The following is a 21,222-nucleotide window of genomic DNA, read 5'->3' on the forward strand; positions in this document are numbered from 1 at the left end:
TACGCTCGTACGCTAGTGCGTCAAGCGTGTGGTGCGCGCCCCTGCTTGTGGAGCACCGCGGGCCCGGATCTCGCGGCAACGAGACAACGCACTGCCAGCAATCCATCAGGTCGCACTTTGGTTCGGTCAGTGCTCATAACGATGGATACCGCGTCGGCGGCGAGTTCGATTCTCAACGCCGTTTGCTGCTCAGCGAGATCACTTCACCGGAGCCCGCGGCTCGTGTTCTTGGCGATGTCCGCCGCGTTCGACCCGCGAGAGGGATGGCTGGTACGCCGTCAGCTGATTGGACGGGTGTCCAGTCGATCCACCGCGAGATCATGTATTCGTTGAGTCCGACGACTCGGGCGGCGATCGCTCTCGATTCCGCTGCGATCGGTTCGGTCTTAGCGCGTTGATCCAGTGCGCGCTGGAGCCAGATCGGTCGTTCGTTGGTGGTGGGGACGGGTTCGTTCTTGTTCCAACCGCGTTTGGAGATCTGCTTGTAGAGGCTGGTTGCTTGATCCGCGTCGATGATGCTGAGCTGTTGAAAGCGAACGACCAGGGCCTTGATAGCGATGCCCCAGGTCGCTTTGAGGTCGGCGAGGGTAGTCAGTGTGACTCGGCCGCCGAGTCGCTCCCAGTCCTCCAGGAGGGGGGCTGCCGGAGCGAGAAAGGCACTGGCAAAGCGATGCGCTTGGCGCTCGATCCGTTGGGCTTCGGCGGCAGTGTCCGGTGGTGGCATGTGGGAGTGAAGGCCCAAATGACCGATCTCGTGCGCGACCGTAAATCGCTGCCGATCCCCTGGAACGCCGCCGTCTCCAGGTCGGCTCACGCGTACGAATGGGGTGCCATCGATGCGGTGCGACATGCCGAGGTGCCGGCCGAGTTCGCTGATTAGAGGGAGCACCACGCAACCGAGTCGATCAGCTGCACGCATCGCGTTGCCCACGACGGCGTCAGGGCCCAAGTCCGCCGCTGCGCGAACCTCGCCGGCGAACATCTCGATCGCGTCGCCGTCGTTCAGGTCGCCATGGAATAGCGGGATCTGGTCCGGGACCTGCTTGAGGCGAAGCGTCGTGATGACCTCGTGCGCGATCAAGTCGTCTGCGATGACGCTCTCGACAACCTTGGCATTCGCGTCTGCGTAAGCGCGCAGCCACGGACGTGTGGAGACCGCGTCGTGCCGACCGCGGGTCAGGAAGTCAGGCGCGCACCGCAGAGCCTTTGCCAAGGCAGAAAGCAGAGCGTCGTCAATCGGCTGCCGGCCGTTCTCGATCTGTGACACCAGCTTATTGCTCGGTTCGTCACGGCCGGTCACGGCACGGGCGAGTTCGTTCTGGCTAATGTTCGCAGCAAGCCGCAGGACGCGCACGCGCTCGCCGACGCTGGCAGATGATGTCACCGGGAAGCCTCTCAACAACACGGGGGAGCGGAATAGGGTGCGCCAGGTCGCTCAAGCGACTCCGGCGTCACCTTCTTCCTCGGTGTCCTCGTCGATGTCGTCGAATCCGGACAAGCCTTCGTCTGTCGACGTGAAGCCGGGAGACGGGGGCGAGTCAGTTAGACAGATGATGGTGCCCAGACGCAGTCGTACCGGACCGTTGCCGCTGCCGTCGCTGCCGATGACCTCGGCGGCGATGATCTCCTCGATAGTGTGGTCACCGCTGCTGATGTACCCGAGCAGCCACTGCGTCTCGGTGTAGAGCGCGCCGGCTTCAGAGGTCAGCAGGCTCGATCCCTGGCCGCAGAGGAACCTGTACGGACCGTCGACGGTTCGGGTACCCCGCTTGACGCGGTACTTGCGCAGGTCTCCACCGTCGCCGGCGATCAGATCCAGTCCGCCGTTGGCCTCGTCGGGGAAGAAGCCTTCGCGTGACGCCGCGCGACGAGCCGCGTCCAGGTACAGCTCACGCTCGAGCGCACTGGACGGTCGCCGTGAACGGCGGAAGGCGCTGTGCTGGCCGGTGGCCACAGCGACCAAGTATCCCGACTCGTCACCGGACTCGGACATCTCCCGGGCGACCAGCTTGAGCCGCCGAATCTCGTCTTCAGGTGGGTGAACCATGGCGGAATAATATTCCGCCAATATTCACCTTGTCCAGCGACTCGCCGAAGACGGCGAACGGCACCTACCAATCAATCTGCCCTCCGACGGCGCTCAACGTGCGCCAAGACGGTTCTTGCGCTTCAAGTCGGCAGCGATCGGACGTTGTCCCGGGGCTGGCTGTTCGGAACGATGTAGGCATCCGCCGCCGCGTCGAGTCGGTCCGCGACGTCATCGAGGCGGTCGTCGAACAAGTGACCGTACTGGTCGAGAGTCATCGTCGCCGACTTGTGGCCGAGCATTTTCTGGACGACCTTGATGTCAGCTCCAGCGGCGATAGCCAGGCTCGCGGCGGTGTGACGTAGCTCGTGCGGATGCAGACCGGGCAGGCCGATTGCCTCGGCGGCACGGTCGAAGGCGGCGCGGCGGAAGATCGCGCCGCGCAGCGCTCCCCCGCCGCGCACACCGGCGAAGACGAGGTCGTCGGGCGCCTTGCCACGGACGTGTTCGGCGAGTTGGTCGATGAGGAAGCGCGGAATCGGCACCTCTCGCTTCTCGTGACCCTTGGGTGTCCCCCACACCTGAGTGGCTCCCACCAGCGTGACCGATTCGGCGATCATGGCGCGGCGGCGCAGGAAGTCGATGCGGCGAACGCGCAGTGCGGCCATCTCGCCGAAGCGGACGCCGGTGTAGGCGAGGAACAGCACGATGAGCCGGTACTGGTCGTTCTGGCGCTCGTCGAGACGTCGGTGCTTGCTTGGGCTGGCCGGTCCGGCGGCGGCGCGGGCGAGCTCGTGTACCTGCTCGTGGGTGAGGTACGGCTGCTCGCGCGACTGCGGCCGCGGCAGCTTGATGTCCGTGGCCGGATTGCGCAGCAGTCGCCCGTCGCGGACCGCGAGCGCGAGGACGAGCGACAGCACCCGGTGGATCTTGCGGACAGTGGCCGGCTCGGCGCTGCGGCTCAGCTTCGTAACCCAGGTCTGCACGTCGGAGTGCGTGACGTCGGCGAGCCTGGTCGTGGCCCAGCGCGGATGGATGTGCTTGCGCACGATGCCGGCGTACCGCTCTCGGGTTGTCGGCTTGAGGTGCGCATGCCCTGCTAGCCAGCGGTCTTGGACCGGGCGGGGGTGGGGGGCCACTCCCCTGGGTTGGTTCGGGTGTGGCTCAGCGCTGCGGCGTCGGGATTGCCGGGCTGCGTGGGCTTGTCGTGCAGTGCGGCCCATGTGGCAGGTTTGGCAGGCGGAGCGGAGCACTTCGAGTCTGTGGTCGTGTGGCCCTTGCGCTTCGTCGGTGTGGTCGACGTGTGTGGCTCGGCCGGTGCAGCGTGGGCCGGCGATGCGGCAAGCGTAGGCGTCGCGGGTGAGTACGGCTAGGCGTATCTGCTGCCAGTTGGCGGGTAGTTCGTCGTGGCGTCGAAAGCGTTGCGGCCAGGCCATCAGCGACTTGGGGTGTCACCGCATAGGCATCGTGAGATGCGCCAGCCATTCTCGATCTTGGTGACGGACGGCTCGTGGTCGCAGCGTGGTTCCGGGTTCGGGTCCGGGTTGTCCTCTAACCAGACACGGACAGCACCACCAGGCGGCAACGCAGAGGCCATACGCTGGACGTCTTCAAGAGTGGCTACACGCATCACTTGCTCCCGTGTCCGTCGCCGCCTTCGGACGGCGCGTGTCCTGGGCGGAAGCCGGTCGCGCGTTTGTGAAGGTTGGAGCAGAGGCCGTTGACAATCGCTGGTCCGACGTACTTGCCGAGTTCGACGCGGCAGCGGTCGAAGTCACCAGCGACGCCCAGTCGATCTTGGCCGCGCCCTCGCTGTGTGACCAGTACTCCATCAACCGCTCGGTGCTGGCTGCATCCTTCGGTGCGACTTCGCGGCCTGCGACCATGCGTGTCACACCGCCTAACTTGAGTGTTGCTGCTGGATGCTCGGCAGTTATGTCGCTACCCGCTGATATGCCGGAGCCGTGGCTGCTGCCTGGGTTGCCGCATGGACTGACCGAGCGGCATTTCGTGGTGGCGTCGCGGGTGCTGCTCACGGGCCGGGTTCCGGTGGCCGCCTAACCGGTGACCGGACGGCCCGGCCGGGAGCGGGACTATCGCCCCCGGCCGGGCCGCAAGTCCTTGAGTATCCGCCTCCACCACAACGAAAGGGAACCCACATGAGCACCAGTTTCAACGCGGTCGCCGTCGTGCCCGTCAGCCCCACACGGAAGCGCGCCGAAGCGTGGTTGGAAACGCTCGCCTCGTACTCGCCGGCCGTCGGCCGCACCGACCGCGGCCTCAGCGAGCTCGTGATCACTTTCCCCGCGAAGGACATGAGTCAGGCCGTCACCACCGGATGGCGTTTGCTGCTGTCCGCCGCCGGCGCGCTCGAGCCGGGATCGTTCCGTGTTCTGCCCACCGACGACTACGACCGCGAGGTCGAAGCCGTCGACCTGGCGCCGCTCCCCAGCCTCGCGAGCGTGTCCGAAGCCGCCGAGATCATCGGCGTGAGCCGTCAGCGGGTGCAGCAGCTGATCGACGCCGGGCAGCTGCGCGCAGTCAAAGCAGGCAGCACGTGGGCGGTGCCGCGGTTGGAGGTTGAGCAGATCGCGGACGCGCGTGCTGCCGGCACGACCGTTGACGGGTAACCGTCGACAACATCCGGTTACTTGCTTCTACTGGTGCGGCGCAAGAATGTCTCGGAGCTTGGTCGAGGGAGGCTGTCCGAGTTGTGGAGAGCTTAGAGCGAGGACACGATCGCGCCGACAGGCGACCGGTCGTGCGCGAACCGCCAGTTGGTCATGTGGACGACGTGGCGCGAGCCTCGATCGCTTCCGCTTCGGCGATCCACGTGTCGATCTCGTGGGGATAGCTCGACCAGTAGCGCACCGACGCGTCGATCAGCCGCGCCGGCACACCGGTGTTCAACTCGACGAGCGCGACGACGCTTGTCGTGTCGAGGTCGAGGTCGGGCTCGGCCGCGCGTGCCGACTTCACGGCACGGATCACCTCGCGCACGTCCGGCCCGCCGACGAGTCCCGCTCGCAGGCCGGTCGCTCCGTCGCGAACACAACGTCCGGGTGTTCGTCCATGTGCGGCGCCTCTGTCTTATCCATCGGCTGGTTCCGAAGCAGGTTTCGCTGCTCGCGCTTCCAACGCGGCGGCGACGGCCTCGAACTCAGCGAGCGCGGCAGTCAGGTCCTCGACGATCTCTCGGGCGATGACCTCCGGCGCCGGCAGGTTGTCAGCGTCTTCGAGGGACTCGTCCCGCAGCCAGGTGACGTCGAGGTTGGCCTTGTCGCGGGCGATCAGCTCGTCGTAAGTGAACGGTCTCCATCGCTCGGACTCGAGCCGCTCGTCGCGTGGCTTGCCCGGCAGGTACGACGAGACGAAGTCGTCGAGGTCGTCGCGGCGAAGCGGATTCTTCTTGAGGGTGAAGTGCTGGTTCGTCCGCAGGTCGTAGACCCACAACCGCTGCGTCCAGGGCTCCTCGGCGGCTGGCTTCTTGTCGAAGAACAGCACGTTCGCCTTGACGCCAGGCTTGTAGAAGATGCCGGTCGGCAGCCGCAGCAATGTGTGGAAGTCGAACGCGGCCAGCAGCTTGCGGCGCAGCGTCTCGCCAGCCCCGCCCTCGAACAACACGTTGTCGGGCAGCACGACGCCCGCGCGGCCGTTGATGTCGAGGATCGTCATGATGTGCTGCAAGAAATTCAGCTGTTTGTTGGACGTGGTGACGACGAAGTCCTGCCGGAAGATCTCGGCGCCGTCGTCGTCCCCGCCGCCGATGTCGGTGCTCGAGCTGCGGCCGAACGGCGGATTCGCGAGCACGACGCTCCACCGGTCATTCGGATCTGCGATCAGGGCGTCACGCTGATCGATCAGCGCATCACCGCTGATCGATCCAAGCCCGTGCAGCAGCAGGTTCATCGAGGCCAGCCGAGACGTAGTCGCGCCGATGTCGACACCGGTCACGAACCTGGTCCGCAGGTGCTTGCGCTGTGGCGGCGTGAAGCCGGCCGCGTCCCGCGAGACGTGCGCATGAGCGGCAAGCAGGAACCCGCCGGTGCCGCACGCCGGGTCGACGACCCGGTCGTCGATCGTCGGCTGGACGACCTCGACCATCGCCTGGATCAGAGCACGCGGAGTGAAGTACTGTCCCGCGGTCGACTTCGTGTCCCCGGCGCTGCGCTCAAGCAGTTCCTCGTAGGCGTCACCATTGACGTCGGCGCCGGCCGCCGACCAGTTCTCCTTGTCGATGTAGTCGACGATCAGCGTCTTGAGGTGCGACGGGTTCGAGATCTTGTTCTGCGCGCCGCGGTACACCGCCCCGAGCACTCCAGGCTGGCTCGCCAGTCCGCGCAGGATGTGGTTGTACGTGTCCTCCAGCGCCTCGCCCGACAGCCCGAGCAACTGGTGCCACGCATATTCGTCGGGCACCACCCGCTCCGGGTTCAGCTGACGGGTCGCGCGTTCCTCGGCCATCTTGAGGAAGAGCAGATACGTCAGCTGCTCGGTGTACTCATACATGTTGACGCCCGAGTCGCGCAGCACATTGCTGCCGGCAACCAACTTTGCGACGAGATGGCGCGAGTCGGACACCGGCCGAGTCTGGCACGGGTAGTGCTAGCAATCCGACGCCGTTCGTGGGTCGCGGTCCGATTGTCGTTGGGCTCCGGCATGATGAGCACGTTCGCTTCGCGCCGAGAGGAGGCTGCTGTGACCACCCTCGCTCCCGAGAAGTCAGCGATCGACAAGTTCGACGCCCCCCTGTACTCAATCGCCGAGGCTGCCCGCTACCTCGCGATGAATGACGGCACGTTCCGAACGTGGGCACGGGGCTACACGACCCACATCGGTGCTCGGACGGTCACGGGGAAGCCGATCATCACCGACTTGGGTCATCCCGGTCAGCGTGGCCCCGCCATTCCGTTTGTCGGGCTGGCCGAGGGTTACGCGCTGGCTGCCATCCGCAGAGCCGGTGTGCCGTTGCAGCGCATCCGGCCTGCCCTCGACCGGCTGAGCGAGGAGATCGGGCTAGCGCACGCGTTGGCCTCCGAACGGCTGTACACCGATGGCGCTGAGGTGCTCTACGACTATGCGCAGACAGCCGATGGCGAAGAGGCGGAAGCGCTCGAGGAATTGACGGTGGTCCGCCACGGGCAGCGCGTCTTCGCCGAGGTGGTCCGCGACTACCTCAAGCGGGTCACGTGGGGCTCCGACGGGTACGCCGTCGTCATCCCTTTGCCGGGCTATGCGCAATCAGAGGTCATCGCCGACATCCGGCGCGGGTTCGGTCAGCCAACGTTCAGGCACGGCGGCGCGCGGCTCGAAGACGTGCTCGCGCTCTTCTACGCGGGCGAGTCCGCGGCGACGGTTGCCGACGAGTTCGGTCTGACACAGATCGAGGTCGAGGACGCTATTCGGGTCGACAAGAAGAGCTGACGGAGCCCATGCGTGGATTCGCCCCACTTCTTCGTCGACAGGAGTCTCGGCGGCGTGAGCGTGCCGAGACTGCTGCGTGAAGCCGACTGGGAGCTGACCACGCTCGCCGAGCACTACGGCAAACCCGCGGACGAGCACGTCCCCGATGTCGAGTGGCTCGATCTCGCCGGTCAGAACAACTGGCCCGTCCTGATGAAGGACGAGAAGATCCGCTACCGCGCCGCCGAAAGGGCAGCGCTCGTCGACGCCGGGGTTCGCGCGTTCTGCCTCGCTTCGGGCAACCTCAAGTCCGCGGACATGGCCGAACTGTTCATCCAGCACCGAGCCACGATCTGGCAGCGGGCTTCAGGCGACGGACCCGGACTCTGGGTCGTCTCCCGGTCAGAGCTTCGCCGCACTGACGTCTGACGTCTGACGGCACCCGGTCACCAGCCGCGCTCGGCGAAGAGCTTCATCAGGTTGCGCTTGCGCCGGTGCGCCTCGCGAACGCCCGCGACGTACGGCGCGAACTCCTCGCCTCGCCCGGCCGCGGACATCAGCCTGCCCACTCGCTCGGTCGTCGCGACAGCGCTGACGTATGACTGGTTGTTCATCGCGCCGATCTCGCGGTCCACCTCCTCCCTCCAGATCGGGAGGGCGTCCTCGGGGTGCTCGGCCTCGCGCAGGCGGGCAAGTTCGAGCCACTGGTCGCGGCGGCACCCGCCGGCCTGCGCCTCGATCCAGGCCTGCTCCGGGTTGCCGTCGAGCAGGAGCACCGCGACGAGGGTGGAGTTGTCGGGCCCGTACCGGTCGCGGGACTTGGAGGCGATGCGGTCGCGCAGCAGCGTCAGGGCCTCGTCGTGCCGGTCCTGCCAGAGTCCGACTCGCCGGGCGTGCTGGGCCAGCCGTTGATACGTGTCGACGCCAGGTGAGCCTTCGTAGGCCGACCACAGCACGTCGACCGCCTGCTCGGGACGTCCGACGCGATGGTGCTCGTCTGCGACCAGCTCGACCAGGCGGTGGTCGTCGAAGCCATGCAGCGCGACGCCCTTCAACGCCCAGCCCAGCGCGTCGTCGTGCCGCTGCGCGTTTTGCAACGTCTCGGCGATCTTCACGAACTGGTAGGGCGAGGACTGGTCGTGCGCCAGCACGGCCACCTCGGCGTCGACGTCCCCCGAGAGCTCGGCGAGGGTCCGCATGATCTGCGTCAGGCGGAATCGGCCGGAGGACCAACTTCGCTCGTCCTCCGGACCGAGCGGGGGCAGCTCATCCCATTCCCGCTGCGCGAGCCGCCGATACTCGGCCAGGCCCTCGTCGCCGAGCACGTTGACGTAGGTGCCCGCCGCACCGTAGAAGATTTCCAGGTCACCCTCGTGCCGCTCGCGGTCGTAGAGGCTGCGGGCCAGCGCGATCGGATCGGGTCGGGACAACTGGCACGCGGCCAGGTGCAACTCGCGGATGTGTTCGGCGACGCCTGACATGCCGCCGTCGGAGTCGTCGATGTAACCAAGCGCTTCCTCCGCCAGTTCCGCGGCGTGCTCCGCGAGCTGCACCACCGCGTCGGCATGCCCGTCCTCGAGCAGCTGCCCGAGCGAATCGAGCACCGAGTCGATCCCGCTCGTGTAGTCGGAGGCCTCGCGGTAGCCGACGAAGCCGTCGGTCTCGAAGGCCGCCGCCAAGGCGTGGCGGAAGGCCGCGAGCGAGAGACCACCGGCGCTGGTGCGGGCGGCGGCCATACGCAACCGCCCATCGAAGAGGTCGTCTGCGGCAGCTCGCTCGACGAGCCGCTCGACCAGCGCCTCATGGTCCAGGCCGCGTAGATAGGCCGCGAGGTCGACCTCCTCGCTCGGGTCAGCGGTGGGGCCCTCGTCCGCGACGACCGCGTCGGTGACGACCAGCGCAACCGCGACCGCGTGCTTGCAGAAACGCTCCTCGCCGCCCATCGGGCAGCTACAGGCGTACCCGGCTTGATCGCCGTCGCACCACAGCTCGACCTGATAGTCGGCCGACCCCCTCACTGTCGCCGTCGCACCGTGGGACGTCAGGCTCACCTTGCTGACGCGCCCTTCGGCCGCACACTGCAACCCCCGCTCGAATGTCCGCCTCCCGCTGATCGCTTGCAGCTCCCGTCGGGCGAACACGCGCCGGAATTCGCGCCCCACACCGTCAGGCAACAGCGACCTCGCGCTCGCCGGTCAGCCGCCCCGAGAACGCAGCAGCGAGAAGTGATTGACCTAGCCGCGCTCCATGGAGCCGGGCTATTTCAAGTTCCGACTGGAGACGCAAGCGCGCGTCGTCGAACTCTGTGCGGTGAGCCAGGAGTTCGACGCGCACGCCGGGGACGGGAATCGGTATCTCAATCGCCTTGACCATCGACTGGTTGAGGTTCGGTTGCACCCCTCCGGCCGCGAGGCGCCGTAGCTTGCTGTAGTTCGCATCCAAGACCAGCCGGACCCACTGCCGTAGATCGGGGTCGTGGAGCACCACCGCGGCACAAGCCTGATTCGTTGCTGCGTCGATTCCGAGCTCTGCTGCGGTACCGCGTGTCTTGCCTTCGCCGTACATCGCAATCAGGATTGCGCCCGCCGGGACCAACTTGAGCGTTGTCTCATCGAGCGCCGCCTGGGTAACGAAATGCTTCGCTTCGGTGATTACGCCTTGGTGCAGGTCACCGCTGGTAATCCATGGGATGGTGCCACCGTCGTAGAAGGCCTTGTTCCCCTTGAGTGGGGTGAGCCCGCTACTCACCCTGGCGAGATCACCGATGGCTCTCACATGGGCACCGGGCGAGGCGGATGCTAGTTCCACTGCCTCCGACAAGACGGCGTCGCGGAGCGAAGAAAGGCGGCGGAGCGATCTCCGGATCGACTGTTCCGCGGCTTCGAGGCGGGAGAGGTGGTCTTCAAGGAGGTCCACGATCCGCCGCTGCTCCTCCATCGGCGGGAGCCATATACGAAAGTCGGCAAGCTCTACACCCGCGAAGCGCATCCTCCCAGTTGTGCCGGTCATAAGCGATTCTGCGCGATCACGAACAGCGGGGCTAGCACACCAGTAGTAGAGAAAACCAGGGTCGAGTTCCGGGCCGGCACGGACAACGATGAACTCGGTACTCCCGCCAGTCGGCTCAGCATCCGCCGGCAGCTGTGCAAGCTTCCCGTTCTCAAGACACGGCGTTATACGCGCGAACAGCACGTCGTTGCCGCGCGCCCGAATGCCGCCCCGGGAGCCTCGGCGTTCGTAAGACACTGGGTATCGCCGTCCGACTTCGACTGAAGCCATAGGAACAAATGGCGCATCGTCGGACAGAGACGGGTCGCGCGGCCCAACTTCAGCCACCTGCGCCAGACGCAAATCTCGCCAGGTCATGCGGTGAGATCCGCATTGAGTTGGTCGATGAGGTCGGCGGCACGCGGGCCGAGGTCGCGGAGGGCTCCGTCGGTGCCGCCGTTCTCGATGAACGGTGGTTGATCGAGGTCGGCGGCGCTGATGCCGGCGGACGACGCGACGACCTGCACCATGCGGTCGAGCCACCAGCGCTCGGCGTCGGAGAACGTCACACCTGCTTGTTCCTGCTGGGCCAGCCACGCGGCGTACCTCTCGGCAACGCGGTCGGCGTACGGAACGAGCCTGTCGTCCTCGCCGAGCGTGTAGCGGATCAGCGAGACCAGATCGGTCAGCGTGCGGCGCGGAGCATGACCGATTGACCGCACCTCCAAGGCACCGTAGGCGTTCCAGATGATGTCGGGCGTCCAGTTGTACGGCGGCCGGGCAATGCGGTCGGCGAGCTCCTTGATGTCGCCGAACGAGACCCGCCGTTCACGAGCTTCGGCGAGGAGCTGGATCGCGGTGATCTCCGAGCGGTGCTCGTCCAGGTACGCCCGCCACGACTCGACGACGGACTTCGCCTTGCCGGTGTCAACCACTCCGTGCGCGTCGAGCAACACGTCGGCCGAGACCTCGTCGACGACTCGATCGTGGGCGCGACGAAGTTCGAGGATGCGCGAGCGCAGGTCGGGGTTGGCGGCAATCGGCCGCACCGCGTCGACGATGAGCTGCTGGCGCGCCTCGTCGGGATCCGCGGCGCCCGCGAGGGCCTTCGCCTGAACATCGGGATCGACCGCGTCCACCAGGTGCCGGACGACCGCGCGCAGCGACCCGCCGGCCACAGCGTCCAGTTCGGCTCGCTCGTCCGCCGTGATCTGCGCTTCGAGGGCGGCCAGACGAGAGGCGAGCGTCGCGGTCTCGTCCTCGGTGATGGTGAGGTGGGCGGCCTTCTCCAGCAGCTTCGCCAGGCTGATCGACTTCTCACGATTCAACGGCGGCTCGACGAACTCGTGCTCGGTCACGCCGACCGCGTCGACCAGCACGAAGCGCGACTTTTGCTTCGCGTCTGGCGTGACCGCCTGGAAGTCCGCGCTCGGGATCGTGCGCGCGCCGCGGCCCTTCATCTGCTCGAAGTACTGCGGCGAGCGGACGTCGCGCAGGAAGAACACGCACTCCAGCGGCTTCACGTCGGTGCCGGTGGCGATCATGTCCACAGTGACGGCGATGCGCAGCGCGGCGCTCGTGCGGAACGCCGCGAGTTGCTGATCGGCGTTGCGAGCGTTGTAGGTGATCTTCGCTGCGAAGTCGTTGCCCTTGCCGAACACCTCGCGCGCCTGGGTGACGATCTCCTCGGCATGAGCGTCGTCTTTGGCGAAGATCAACGTCTTGGGCACGACCGAACGGCCAGGGAAGATCTCTGTGAACAACCGGTCGCGAAACGTCTCCAGCACAGTGCGGATCTGGTCGGTGGCGGTGACGGCGCGGTCGAGCTGTCTGGCGGTGTAGTCGAGGTCCTCGTCCAGCGCCTCGTAACGCTGTGCGCGGGTGCGGCGGTCGACCTTGGGAACGACAGTGCCGGCGTCGATGGTGGAGCCCTGCTCGCTGATCTGCGTCTTGATGCGATAGATGTCGAAGTCGACGTTGACGTTGTCGGCCACCGACTGCGGGTAGGTGTACTCGCTGACGAGGTTCTGCTTGAAGAACCCGAACGTCTGCTTGCCGGGCGTGGCGGTCAGACCGACCACGTGGGCGTCGAAGTACTCGAGCACGCCGCGCCACTGGCCGTAGATCGAGCGGTGCGCCTCGTCCACCACGATCAGGTCGAACGTCTCCGGCGGGATGTTCGGCTGGTAGGCGACTGTCACGGGTTGGTCGGGCACCCATCCGTCGAGGGCTGGATCGTCGGTCTCTCCCGGCTCCTCGTTACGCAGCGCCTTGAAGACCCGCTGGATCGTCGAGATCGCAACACTGGTCGCATCGGGCATCGGCCCGCGCTTGAGCCGGTTGACGTTGTAGAGCTCGGTGAACTTCCGGCCGTCGTCCGGAGTCTGGTAGTTCTCGAACTCGGCCGTCGTCTGCTTGGCAAGGTTGTTCCGGTCGACCAGGAACAGGATGCGATTGAACCCGCCGAACTTCAGCAGCCGATACGACAGGGTGACGGCGGTGTAGGTCTTGCCGGCGCCAGTGGCCATCTGCACCAGGCTGCGGTCGAAGCGCTGCCCGCGCAGGCTGGTCTCGACGCCATCGATCGCCGTGATTTGCGCCGGTCGCAGCGGCTGCTCGTCGAGCGTCGGCAGCTCGCGCACCTTGCCGCGCCACGTCGGATACCTCTCGTCCTTGCGCTTGAGGATGTTCGCGAGAGTGGATGGCTTGGGGACGTTGAAGATCCGCCGCGCCCGTGGTTCGGGGTCGTAGCCGTTGGTGAAGTGGGTCTCGGTGCCGCTGGCCTCGAAGACGAACGGCAGCCGACCGTCCGTCGTGAGCGCGGCGAGCTTCACCTCGGCCGGCAGCCCTTCTGCGTATTTGCTCGACTGCCACTCGACGCCGGACAGCGGGGTTCCCTCGGGCTTGGCCTCGATCACCCCGACGACGCGCTGGTCGACGTAGAGCAGGTAGTCGGCGCGGCCGTGACCGGGCTTGAGCGTGACTTCGCGGACGGCGACGCCCTGCGCGGCGAAGAGGTTCATCGCCTTCTTGTCCTGCACCGACCAGCCAGCCTCGGTCAGCTGCCGGTCGATGAGCACGCGGGCGCGCGCTTCGGCCGCTACCCGGCCTGCGCTGTCCTCGGCACTCACGATCACGAGGTTAATGCTGCGGCGGGGGGTTGGCGCGCTGCGCCGAGCGCGCGCGTGCGCCTGATGCGGTCTCGTGGGTTCCGGCGCATGGCTACATTCAGCGCCATGATCGTGCGCCGCACCGCCAAGGCGCGGAGTCTCCTCGGCGCTCGGCAGCTGGTCGAGCCGGAGCACTCCCCCGACGACTGGTACCTGAACCTGCTCTGGTTCGACCGCCGCAAGTGCCTGCTGCTTGCGCACATCGGCACCCTGTTCCCGGTGTTCGTCGCGGACGCGCGCAAGGCGGACCTGACTCCGCTCGACCGGTGGCTGGCGAACGTGGTGCGGCGAGAGCTGAACGCCGAGAACCTGCCCGCTGACGTGCTCGGCGAACTCGCGCCGCCGGTCGTGGTGGCGAAGACCGCGAGCCGGCAGATGCTCGGCTTCATGAACGAGATGGCGTGGTTCGCCGAGTGTGCGATCGCCGACGCCGGCGGGCTGGGTCGGTGCGACATCGCAGAGCTCAACTGCGAGCAGCGGCGGATGCTGCACAACCGCGACGGCCGCTACGCGACGCCGCTCGACCTGGTGCGCGAGCGCCAGGAACTCGGGTAAGCCGCCGTATTCCAAATTGGGGCTCAACCTCGATATTTGGAATACACTGGCCTCATGTGGGTCGCGACGCTGGAGGAGAACGGCATCGCGGTGCTGCCCATCGACAGCGAGCATGTACGACTGACTCACGACGACGACTCGGCGGTCTTCTTCGTCCTGACCATCCCACGAGTGGCTCGGACCCATGACATCAAGCCTGCGCCCGAGCGCCACGCCCTTCTGGTCCCCCGCAGCATCACCAGCGCAGCGCTCGAACGCGCCTGGGCGGCCGGCTGGTCCGTGGTGACCGACGACGGCGCCGGCCAGCTTCGGTTTGCGCAGCGAACACTGCGCTTGAACTCGGCCGACGCGACGCAAACGCCCAGGCGCCCCCGGGGCCGGCCGGGTCGCACTGTGTTCTCCGTCGTGCGCGCGCTGTTCGCCCTCGATCAAGGAGCCCGACAGGACGAGATCGCCGAGTTCGCCCATGTCGGTCAGGCCGCTGTCTCGAAGGCGCTCAACCGGCTCGTCAACCTCAATCTGGTGGCGCGCGGCGAGCACGGTTGGCAGGTGACCGATCGCGCCGGTGCGCTGTCCTGGTGGCTTGCGCACTACCCGGGACCGGGCGGCCTCGAGACTCACTGGTTCGGCGTCGATCCGATCAACGAGCAGGCGTACCGCGCCTACCGGGCGCTGGACACGGAACGCGCGAACCCGGTCCTATCCGGCGACGTCGCTGCCGACCTCGTGGCGGCGTGGCGAACTCCCCGCCAAGCCACCCTGTACGCGCAGCGCGGCACCGACCTTTCTGTCATCGGACTAACGCCGAGCGATGCCTCGGCGTCGACCATGACCCTCGTCTTGCCGGACGACCCCGGCATATGGCCGATCTCGAAGGCTCCGGTTCTTTTGGAGATGCGCGGTCACGGCGACATCGCGAGAGCCAACGCGTTCCAAGTCCTCTACGACCTGTCGCGCAGCCCGGGCCCGGACGCCGACGAGGCCCTGGATGCCTGGCGTACGTGGATGATCGAGTCGGACGCAGTGCTGTGACCGCCCTTCGCCTCCGCGCCTCGTCCCAGACCGAAGAGGCCGGCTTCCTGGCGATGCGAGATCTCGCGGCTGTGGCTGACGACGTAGGCATCGACTACCGACTTGTCGGTGGGCAGATGGTCCGCCTGCACGTCGCGCTCGCCGACGTACCGGAGCCGGTCGTCAGGGTCACGCAGGACGCCGATATGGGGATCGCGGCAATGTCGGCCCGCGACCCTGCGCTGGTCCCCGGACTCGAGGCGCTCGGCTACGCGAGGCCAGCTGCCTCCAACCGGTTCATGAGGACGACCGACGGCGGCCTGCGTCTCGTCATCGATGTGCTCGCTCCGGCGTACGGCCGGCGGCTGATCCCGAACCAGCAGCACGGCGACATGGTGCTCGACGAGATCCCCGGGCTGTCATTGGCGTTGGCGCGCCCAGGTGAGCAGCTCGACCTCACCGTGACGACGCTCGACGACACCGTCGTGACGTTTCCGGTCGTGATTCCCGAGATCAACTCGGCGCTGTGTTTGAAGGCGCTCAGCTGGTCGAGCCGGCTGGCGGCGAAGGATGCCGTCGATGTCTGGCGTCTGCTGCGTGCGCACCGCCAACGGATTCCGAAACCCGTGGAGTGGCGCGAGTCCGGCGTTCAAGGCGACGCCGCAACCGTCTTACGCACGGACTTCGGCCGACCGGCCGGCGGCGGTGTCCGCGCAGCGTCGTCCGACCGCGCCGAACAGGCCGAGGTCCGGGCACTGACGCTTTCCGTCTTGCGCGCTTGACGCAGGCCGACGACCACGATTCGAACAGTGATCTTGGAGTAATTGATCTTCGCGGGTACACATCGGGTACACACCAGGACTAAAAACAGCCGATGTTGATCAACGATGTCAAACGCACCTAGGCCAGCAAATCCGGGGGCTACAAGCACTTTCCAACGATCTTCGAAAACGTGAAAATGGCTCTCCGGAGGCGGTGGCGCAGGTTCGAATCCTGCCGGGGGCACCAGGCGTCGACACGACGACCTCAGCGTTTGTATGGACTGGTCGCTGAGGCCATGGCCTCGGCCGCGCAGATCTCATTCGCCCGCTTGAGCTCCTGATTCTCCCGTTCCAGCTCTTGATCCGCGCCGCGACGTCGTCGTCGCCCCAGCCCGCTCACCACGATCGATCGCTGCCTGCGTGCACCGGCCACGCAAGTGTCCGGGTTGACACCGGCGGGTTGACACCGGCGCTGGCCGATTCGACCACGGCCCAGTTCAACGACGGATCCAGGTCCTGCTCACGAGCCTTCCGCACCAGCCGCATTGCCCGCGTGCGCAGCTCGTTCGGGTAGTTCCTCGGCGCCGCCACAAGTCCACTCCCCCGGGACTTCGAGCCAGTCACCGGAGCGGGGACGGTTCAGTCTGTTCGCCAAGGCCTTCGTGCCTCCCCCCGCAGCCACCGCCTGCCACCGGCCCCACGGCCACACCGACGATCAGTGGAAGCCGGGCAGACCGGCAGCACCCACACGCCCGAACAGCGCGCAGTTCAACTCAAGATCAACAAGGCGCGACCGCAATTCGCGTCGGTGCATCCGGGGGGTATAGCCGGGGGTCGAGAGGCAGACCACCTCTGGGCGGCGAATGCCAGTGGCCTCGTTGTTGAACCCATCTCAGGTCGGGTGTGTACCGCGTTGGTGGTAGGCCGAAATGACCGCGCCCGGTGGACGCGCGGTGCTTCCGTTTCGGCGAGTGTTGAGAGCACCGATTCATCGGATCTTTGGAAGGTGTTCTCGTCATGGTTGGACTCGCTCGGTGGTGCGTACGCCGCAAGAATCTGGTCGTCCTTGGGTGGGTCACGCTGCTGATCGCACTGGCCGGTGCGGTCGGTCTGGCCGGGGCGGCGTTCAGTGATTCCAGCCGGTTGCCAGCTAGTGATTCGAGTACCGCCTACAACTTGCTCGCGCAGGGTGGCAGTGACGCGGCGAAGGTGAAGACGGGCAAAATCGTCTGGCACACCGAGAGCGGGTCGGCGGTGTCAGCTACGACGGGTGCGACAATCACGCCGATGCTCGCCAATGTGGCGAAGGTCGAAGGCGTGCAGGCGGTGATCAGCCCCTTCACCCCTCAAGGGACGAAGCAAATCAGCAGCGACACCCACACCGCCTACGCCACCGTCGTGTTCAGTACCACCGACCACTCGGACGCGGCGAAGAAACTGGCGACGGCGGCCGGAACCGACCAGCTGACCGTCCAGGTCGGCGGGACGGCGTTCACCCATGTTTCTCTCGGCGGCATCACCGAAGCCATCGGCATCGTCGCCGCCCTGATCATCCTGCTGTTGGTGTTCCGCTCGGTGTGGGCGGCGTTGCTGCCGATCATCACCGGCGTCGCCGGGGTCGGAGTATCCATCTTCGCCGTCCTGCTGCTGTCCCACGCCATGACCCTGCCCAGCGTCGCGCCTGAATTGGGGGCGCTGATCGGGTTGGGGGTCGGGATCGACTACGCCCTGTTCATCGTCAACCGGCACCGGAAGCTGCTGCGGGCAGGCGCAGACCTTGAGACAGCTATCACGACAGCGATGAACACCTCCGGCCGGGCGGTGTTGTTCGCCGGCGCCACCGTCATCGTTGCCCTGCTCGGCTTGCTGATCCTCAACGTCGGCTTCCTGACCGGAATGGGCGTCTCCGCGGCCCTGACGGTTTCTCTGACGATTCTCGCCGCGGTCACCCTTCTCCCGGCGCTGCTGGCGAAAATCGGTCGCCGAGTGCTGCAGCGGTCCGATCGGCACCCGAGCGAGGCTGCGCTCGTCGGGAAGACCGAGGCAGCTGTGACGCCGGAGACGTCGATTCGTGGCTGGGCCCGGTGGGCCCGAGTGGTCGAGCGCAGGCCGCTGCTGACCGGCACACTGGCAATCGCAATGCTAGTGACGTTGGCGGCGCCTGCCCTGGTGATCCGATTGGGAGCGGCCGATGCCAGCAGCGACCCACACGGCACGAGCACACGCAGCTACTACGACACCATGTCGACGTCATTCGGCAAGGGGTTCGACGCGTCACTGCTGCTGGTCGCGCAAACCCCGGATGCCCCGGCGCGGGCGGCCTGGTCCACGCTGATCACCCAACTGCCGGGCTTGAAGGGTGTCGCCTCGGTCGGCGCGCCCACGTCGGTGTCCGGAGACATACTGTCTTCGCTCCAGATCGTGCCCGCCACCGCAGCACAGGACAAGACGACCAGCGACCTGGTGCATTCGCTGCGAGCTGACGTGATCAAGAAGGCCGAAGCCGGAACGAGCCTGCGCGTGCACGTCGGTGGCACTACCGCGACCAGCATCGACTTCGCCGCCGCCTTAACCAGCAAGCTGCCGCTGTTCCTGATCATCATTGCCGCGTTGGGTTTCTTGCTGCTCACCCTGGCATTTCGCAGCGTGCTCGTCCCGTTGATCGGGGCATTGGGCAACCTGCTCACCATCGCGGTCGCCCTCGGCTCGACCGTTGCCCTGTTCCAGTGGGGGTGGGGACCGCCGATCTTCGGTGTCGGGGGCGCGGCACCCGTCGAGTACATCGTCACCATCCTCATCGTCGGCGTCATGTTCGGACTGTCGATGGACTACCACGTCTTCCTGGTCAGCCGGATGCACGAGGAATGGACCCACACCGGTAACAATCGCCGCGCCGTCACTGCGGGAGTGTCCGACACCGGTGGCGTGGTCGTCACGGCCGCCGCGATCATGGCCTGCGTGTTCACCTCATTCGGCCTGTCAGGCGTACGGACCATCTCCGAGTTCGGCGTAGGTCTAGCCCTGGGCGTCCTGGCCGACTCGCTGCTGCTTCGGATGACAGTGGTCCCAGCCCTCATGCACCTCACCGGCCGTCGGAACTGGGCTATCCCATCCTGGCTGGACCGAGCGCTGCCACACGTATCGGTAGAAGGCGCCGCTGAACTCGCATCCCCCGAACTGGACCCAGACCGCCTCGTGGTCACACAAGCCTGATCTACCGCAAGCCTGATCTAGCTTTCGGGAGGGAGACTGCAACGGTGATCGGACTACATCGCTACCGCAGTCAACCCGACCCGTTATTCGCGGCGGCCGCCTTGGCGATCATGCTGGCAACTGGGATCACTGGTCATACCTGGGGTGTGTCGAGCGGATGGGTGGTTCTGCTCGTTCTGGTTGCTTGGTCGCCGGCCTTGCTCCGGACCCGATGGCCGCTGCCCGTACTCGTGGTGGCGGCGATCGCGGACACGGTGCACGTCGTGGTGGCCGGGCACGCCCACCACCCCGCGTCCATATTTCCCGCGGTGACCATGCTCGCCCTCTACACGGTGGGCACGCGCTACCCGGCCCGGGCGGCCTGGACAGCGGCAACGGTGACGGCGATCGTGCTGCTGACGGCGGGGTTGCTCAGCTACTCCCACGTCGGATTGAACTTGTTGTATCTGAATTGGGTATTGGTCGCGACGGCCCTGGGGCGGCTGATCCAGGAACGCCGCGAGCGGATCGCCGCGGCCGAGGCCCGGGCCAAGGCGGCGGAACATAGTCGGCAGATCGAGGCGGACCGGCAGGTCACGGCTGAGCGGGTTCGGATCGCACACGAGCTGCATGACGTTTTGGCCCATCACATCACGCTGGTCAATGCTCAAGCTGGTGTCGCGCAGTACCTGCTCGACACCGATCCGGTGGCGGCCAAAGCCGCCCTCTCGGGGATCGCTGCGAACAGCCTGGCCGCGCTTGAGGAGTTGCGCGCGACTCTCGGGCTACTGCGCGCCGAAGGCGACCCTCTCACCAGCGATCCTCGCGCACCGTTACCCACCGTCGCGCAGCTGGACCGGCTCGTCGACGGGGTCACTGCGGCCGGGGTTCGTCTGACGGTGTCGGTTGTCGGTCAGGCGCGCCCACTGAGCGGCTCGGCTGACCTCGGGCTATACCGCATTGTGCAGGAGGCGCTCACCAACGCCACCAGGCATGCCCCAGGAAGCGACATTCGTCTGGAGATCCGCTGGACCACCGACTCGGTGGACGTCGAGGTGATCAATACCGAAACCACCGGTCACCTAGTTGGATCGCGCAACAAAGGGACCGGGCACGGCCTGATCGGAATCCGGGAGCGGGCCACCGCTGCCGGTGGCAGCGCCGTGTTCGGCCCGACGCAGCAAGGTGGCTACCGGGTGGCGGCTACCTTGCCGGTGTCCATCGGGAGTCACTCGACCGGTTCGAACATCGAAGATCAGGCGAGCGACCCGGGCGAGAGCCGTTCCGATGTGGCAGCGACGTCGTGACGATTCGGGTTCTACTCGTCGACGACCAAGCCTTGCTCCGTGCCACCTTCCGCTTACTCGTCGACTCCGCAGCCGACCTGGAGGTGGTCGGCGAGGCGGCGAACGGGCGGGACGCGCTGGCCCTGGCGCGCAGCGAACGAGCCGACATCGTGTTGATGGATATTCGAATGCCCGAGGTCGACGGCATACAAGCGACCCTGGACATCACCGCGGCCGACGACCTGCGCAACGTAAAGATCATCATGCTCACGACGTTTGAGACTGACGAACTCATCGTCGATGCGCTACGGGCCGGCGCGAGCGGCTACCTCGGCAAAGGCGTGGAAGCCCACGTCGTGCTCGACGCCATCCGCAGCGTCGCCGCCGGAGATGCGCTGCTTTCGCCGGCCGCGACGCGCACTTTGATCGCTCGTGTGCTGGCCCAGCCCAACCCGGCGCCGACCCGAACCCCGGCCGCCCTCACCGATCTCACCCCGCGGGAGCGCGAGGTCCTCATCCTCGTCGCCTCGGGCCTGTCCAACGACGACATCGCCGTGCGCCTGTTCATCAGCCCGGCCACGGCCAAGACCCACGTCAACCGCACAATGACCAAGCTGAACGCCCGAGACCGCGCCCAACTGGTCATCACTGCCTACGAAGCCGGACTCATCACTCCCGGACGTCCACCCGAGCCGGTGCTCTGATTCAAGCCGCGGTGACAGCCGCTGGGGGGCCACACCGACCGCGGTGTCGAGCAAATACCGCGACGAGCCGACTGGCCTGACCCCGATTGCTCGATCCATGCCGAGTGAGAGTCTGATTGCCCCGAT

The 21,222-nt window shown here is 66.5% G+C and carries 18 protein-coding genes; 10 read left to right on the top strand and 8 right to left on the bottom strand.

Features of this window, described 5'->3' with window-relative positions; all coding sequences use genetic code 11:
* Positions 1-172: 172 nt before the first annotated feature.
* The 3 genes from ACFFBG_RS13915 to ACFFBG_RS13925 form a co-directional block, all read right to left on the bottom strand.
* Positions 173-1,384, bottom strand: a complete 1,212-nt coding sequence (locus tag ACFFBG_RS13915; protein WP_375479660.1) for an ImmA/IrrE family metallo-endopeptidase — start codon at positions 1,382-1,384, stop codon at positions 173-175.
* A 51-nt stretch (positions 1,385-1,435) separates the two neighbouring features.
* Entirely contained in the window at positions 1,436-1,954 is a 519-nt protein-coding gene (locus ACFFBG_RS13920; protein ID WP_375479662.1) for a hypothetical protein, read from the bottom strand.
* A 215-nt stretch (positions 1,955-2,169) separates the two neighbouring features.
* Entirely contained in the window at positions 2,170-3,462 is a 1,293-nt protein-coding gene (locus ACFFBG_RS13925; RefSeq protein WP_375479664.1) for a tyrosine-type recombinase/integrase, read from the bottom strand.
* Positions 3,463-3,667: 205 nt separating this feature from the next.
* Between ACFFBG_RS13925 and ACFFBG_RS13930 the strand changes: the two genes are divergently transcribed.
* On the top strand, positions 3,668-4,087 hold the full coding sequence (locus tag ACFFBG_RS13930; protein ID WP_375479666.1) for a hypothetical protein: 420 nt from the start codon (positions 3,668-3,670) through the stop codon (positions 4,085-4,087).
* Between the two features lie 98 nt (positions 4,088-4,185).
* Complete coding sequence (locus tag ACFFBG_RS13935) at positions 4,186-4,656, top strand: helix-turn-helix domain-containing protein (protein WP_375479668.1); 471 nt, start codon at positions 4,186-4,188, stop codon at positions 4,654-4,656.
* A gap of 151 nt (positions 4,657-4,807) precedes the next feature.
* Here the strand turns inward: ACFFBG_RS13935 and ACFFBG_RS13940 are convergent, their stop codons facing one another.
* Positions 4,808-5,017: a hypothetical protein gene (locus ACFFBG_RS13940; RefSeq protein WP_375479670.1), complete on the bottom strand. Its 210-nt coding sequence runs from the start codon at positions 5,015-5,017 to the stop codon at positions 4,808-4,810.
* Positions 5,018-5,116: 99 nt separating this feature from the next.
* Positions 5,117-6,607: an N-6 DNA methylase gene (locus ACFFBG_RS13945; RefSeq protein WP_375479672.1), complete on the bottom strand. Its 1,491-nt coding sequence runs from the start codon at positions 6,605-6,607 to the stop codon at positions 5,117-5,119.
* Between the two features lie 117 nt (positions 6,608-6,724).
* Here ACFFBG_RS13945 and ACFFBG_RS13950 point away from each other — a divergent pair, with 117 nt between their 5' ends.
* Both ACFFBG_RS13950 and ACFFBG_RS13955 read left to right on the top strand, forming a co-directional pair.
* Entirely contained in the window at positions 6,725-7,450 is a 726-nt protein-coding gene (locus ACFFBG_RS13950) for a DUF433 domain-containing protein (protein WP_375479674.1), read from the top strand.
* 12 nt (positions 7,451-7,462) lie between these two features.
* Positions 7,463-7,858, top strand: a complete 396-nt coding sequence (locus tag ACFFBG_RS13955) for a hypothetical protein (protein WP_375479676.1) — start codon at positions 7,463-7,465, stop codon at positions 7,856-7,858.
* Between the two features lie 17 nt (positions 7,859-7,875).
* Here ACFFBG_RS13955 and ACFFBG_RS13960 read toward each other — a convergent pair whose 3' ends face one another.
* From ACFFBG_RS13960 to ACFFBG_RS13970, 3 genes are all read right to left on the bottom strand, one after another.
* The gene (locus ACFFBG_RS13960) at positions 7,876-9,447 is read right to left on the bottom strand and encodes an SWIM zinc finger domain-containing protein (RefSeq protein ID WP_375479678.1); all 1,572 of its coding nucleotides are present in this window, start codon (positions 9,445-9,447) and stop codon (positions 7,876-7,878) included.
* Positions 9,448-9,595: 148 nt separating this feature from the next.
* Positions 9,596-10,795, bottom strand: coding sequence for a restriction endonuclease subunit S (locus tag ACFFBG_RS13965; protein WP_375479680.1), 1,200 nt, complete (start codon positions 10,793-10,795; stop codon positions 9,596-9,598).
* Complete coding sequence (locus ACFFBG_RS13970; RefSeq protein ID WP_375479682.1) at positions 10,792-13,548, bottom strand: DEAD/DEAH box helicase family protein; 2,757 nt, start codon at positions 13,546-13,548, stop codon at positions 10,792-10,794. The genes ACFFBG_RS13965 and ACFFBG_RS13970 overlap by 4 nt, the downstream gene beginning before the upstream one ends.
* 105 nt (positions 13,549-13,653) lie before the next feature.
* Here ACFFBG_RS13970 and ACFFBG_RS13975 point away from each other — a divergent pair, with 105 nt between their 5' ends.
* From ACFFBG_RS13975 to ACFFBG_RS14000, 6 genes are all read left to right on the top strand, one after another.
* The gene (locus ACFFBG_RS13975; RefSeq protein ID WP_375479684.1) at positions 13,654-14,142 is read left to right on the top strand and encodes a DUF6933 domain-containing protein; all 489 of its coding nucleotides are present in this window, start codon (positions 13,654-13,656) and stop codon (positions 14,140-14,142) included.
* A gap of 54 nt (positions 14,143-14,196) precedes the next feature.
* Positions 14,197-15,174 carry a MarR family transcriptional regulator gene (locus ACFFBG_RS13980; protein WP_375479686.1) on the top strand — a complete coding sequence of 326 codons (978 nt, stop codon included), beginning with the start codon at positions 14,197-14,199 and terminating at the stop codon, positions 15,172-15,174.
* Positions 15,171-15,935, top strand: coding sequence for a hypothetical protein (locus ACFFBG_RS13985; RefSeq protein ID WP_375479688.1), 765 nt, complete (start codon positions 15,171-15,173; stop codon positions 15,933-15,935). Before ACFFBG_RS13980 ends, ACFFBG_RS13985 begins: the two co-directional genes overlap by 4 nt.
* A gap of 978 nt (positions 15,936-16,913) precedes the next feature.
* Positions 16,914-19,127: an MMPL family transporter gene (locus ACFFBG_RS13990; RefSeq protein ID WP_375479690.1), complete on the top strand. Its 2,214-nt coding sequence runs from the start codon at positions 16,914-16,916 to the stop codon at positions 19,125-19,127.
* Between the two features lie 44 nt (positions 19,128-19,171).
* Positions 19,172-20,413, top strand: a complete 1,242-nt coding sequence (locus tag ACFFBG_RS13995) for a sensor histidine kinase (RefSeq protein ID WP_375479693.1) — start codon at positions 19,172-19,174, stop codon at positions 20,411-20,413.
* Positions 20,410-21,096, top strand: a complete 687-nt coding sequence (locus ACFFBG_RS14000) for a response regulator (RefSeq protein WP_375479695.1) — start codon at positions 20,410-20,412, stop codon at positions 21,094-21,096. Before ACFFBG_RS13995 ends, ACFFBG_RS14000 begins: the two co-directional genes overlap by 4 nt.
* The last annotated feature ends 126 nt before the right edge of the window (positions 21,097-21,222 follow it).

Source organism: uncultured Jatrophihabitans sp., assembly GCF_964251945.1.
Lineage (GTDB): Bacteria > Actinomycetota > Actinomycetes > Mycobacteriales > Jatrophihabitantaceae > Jatrophihabitans.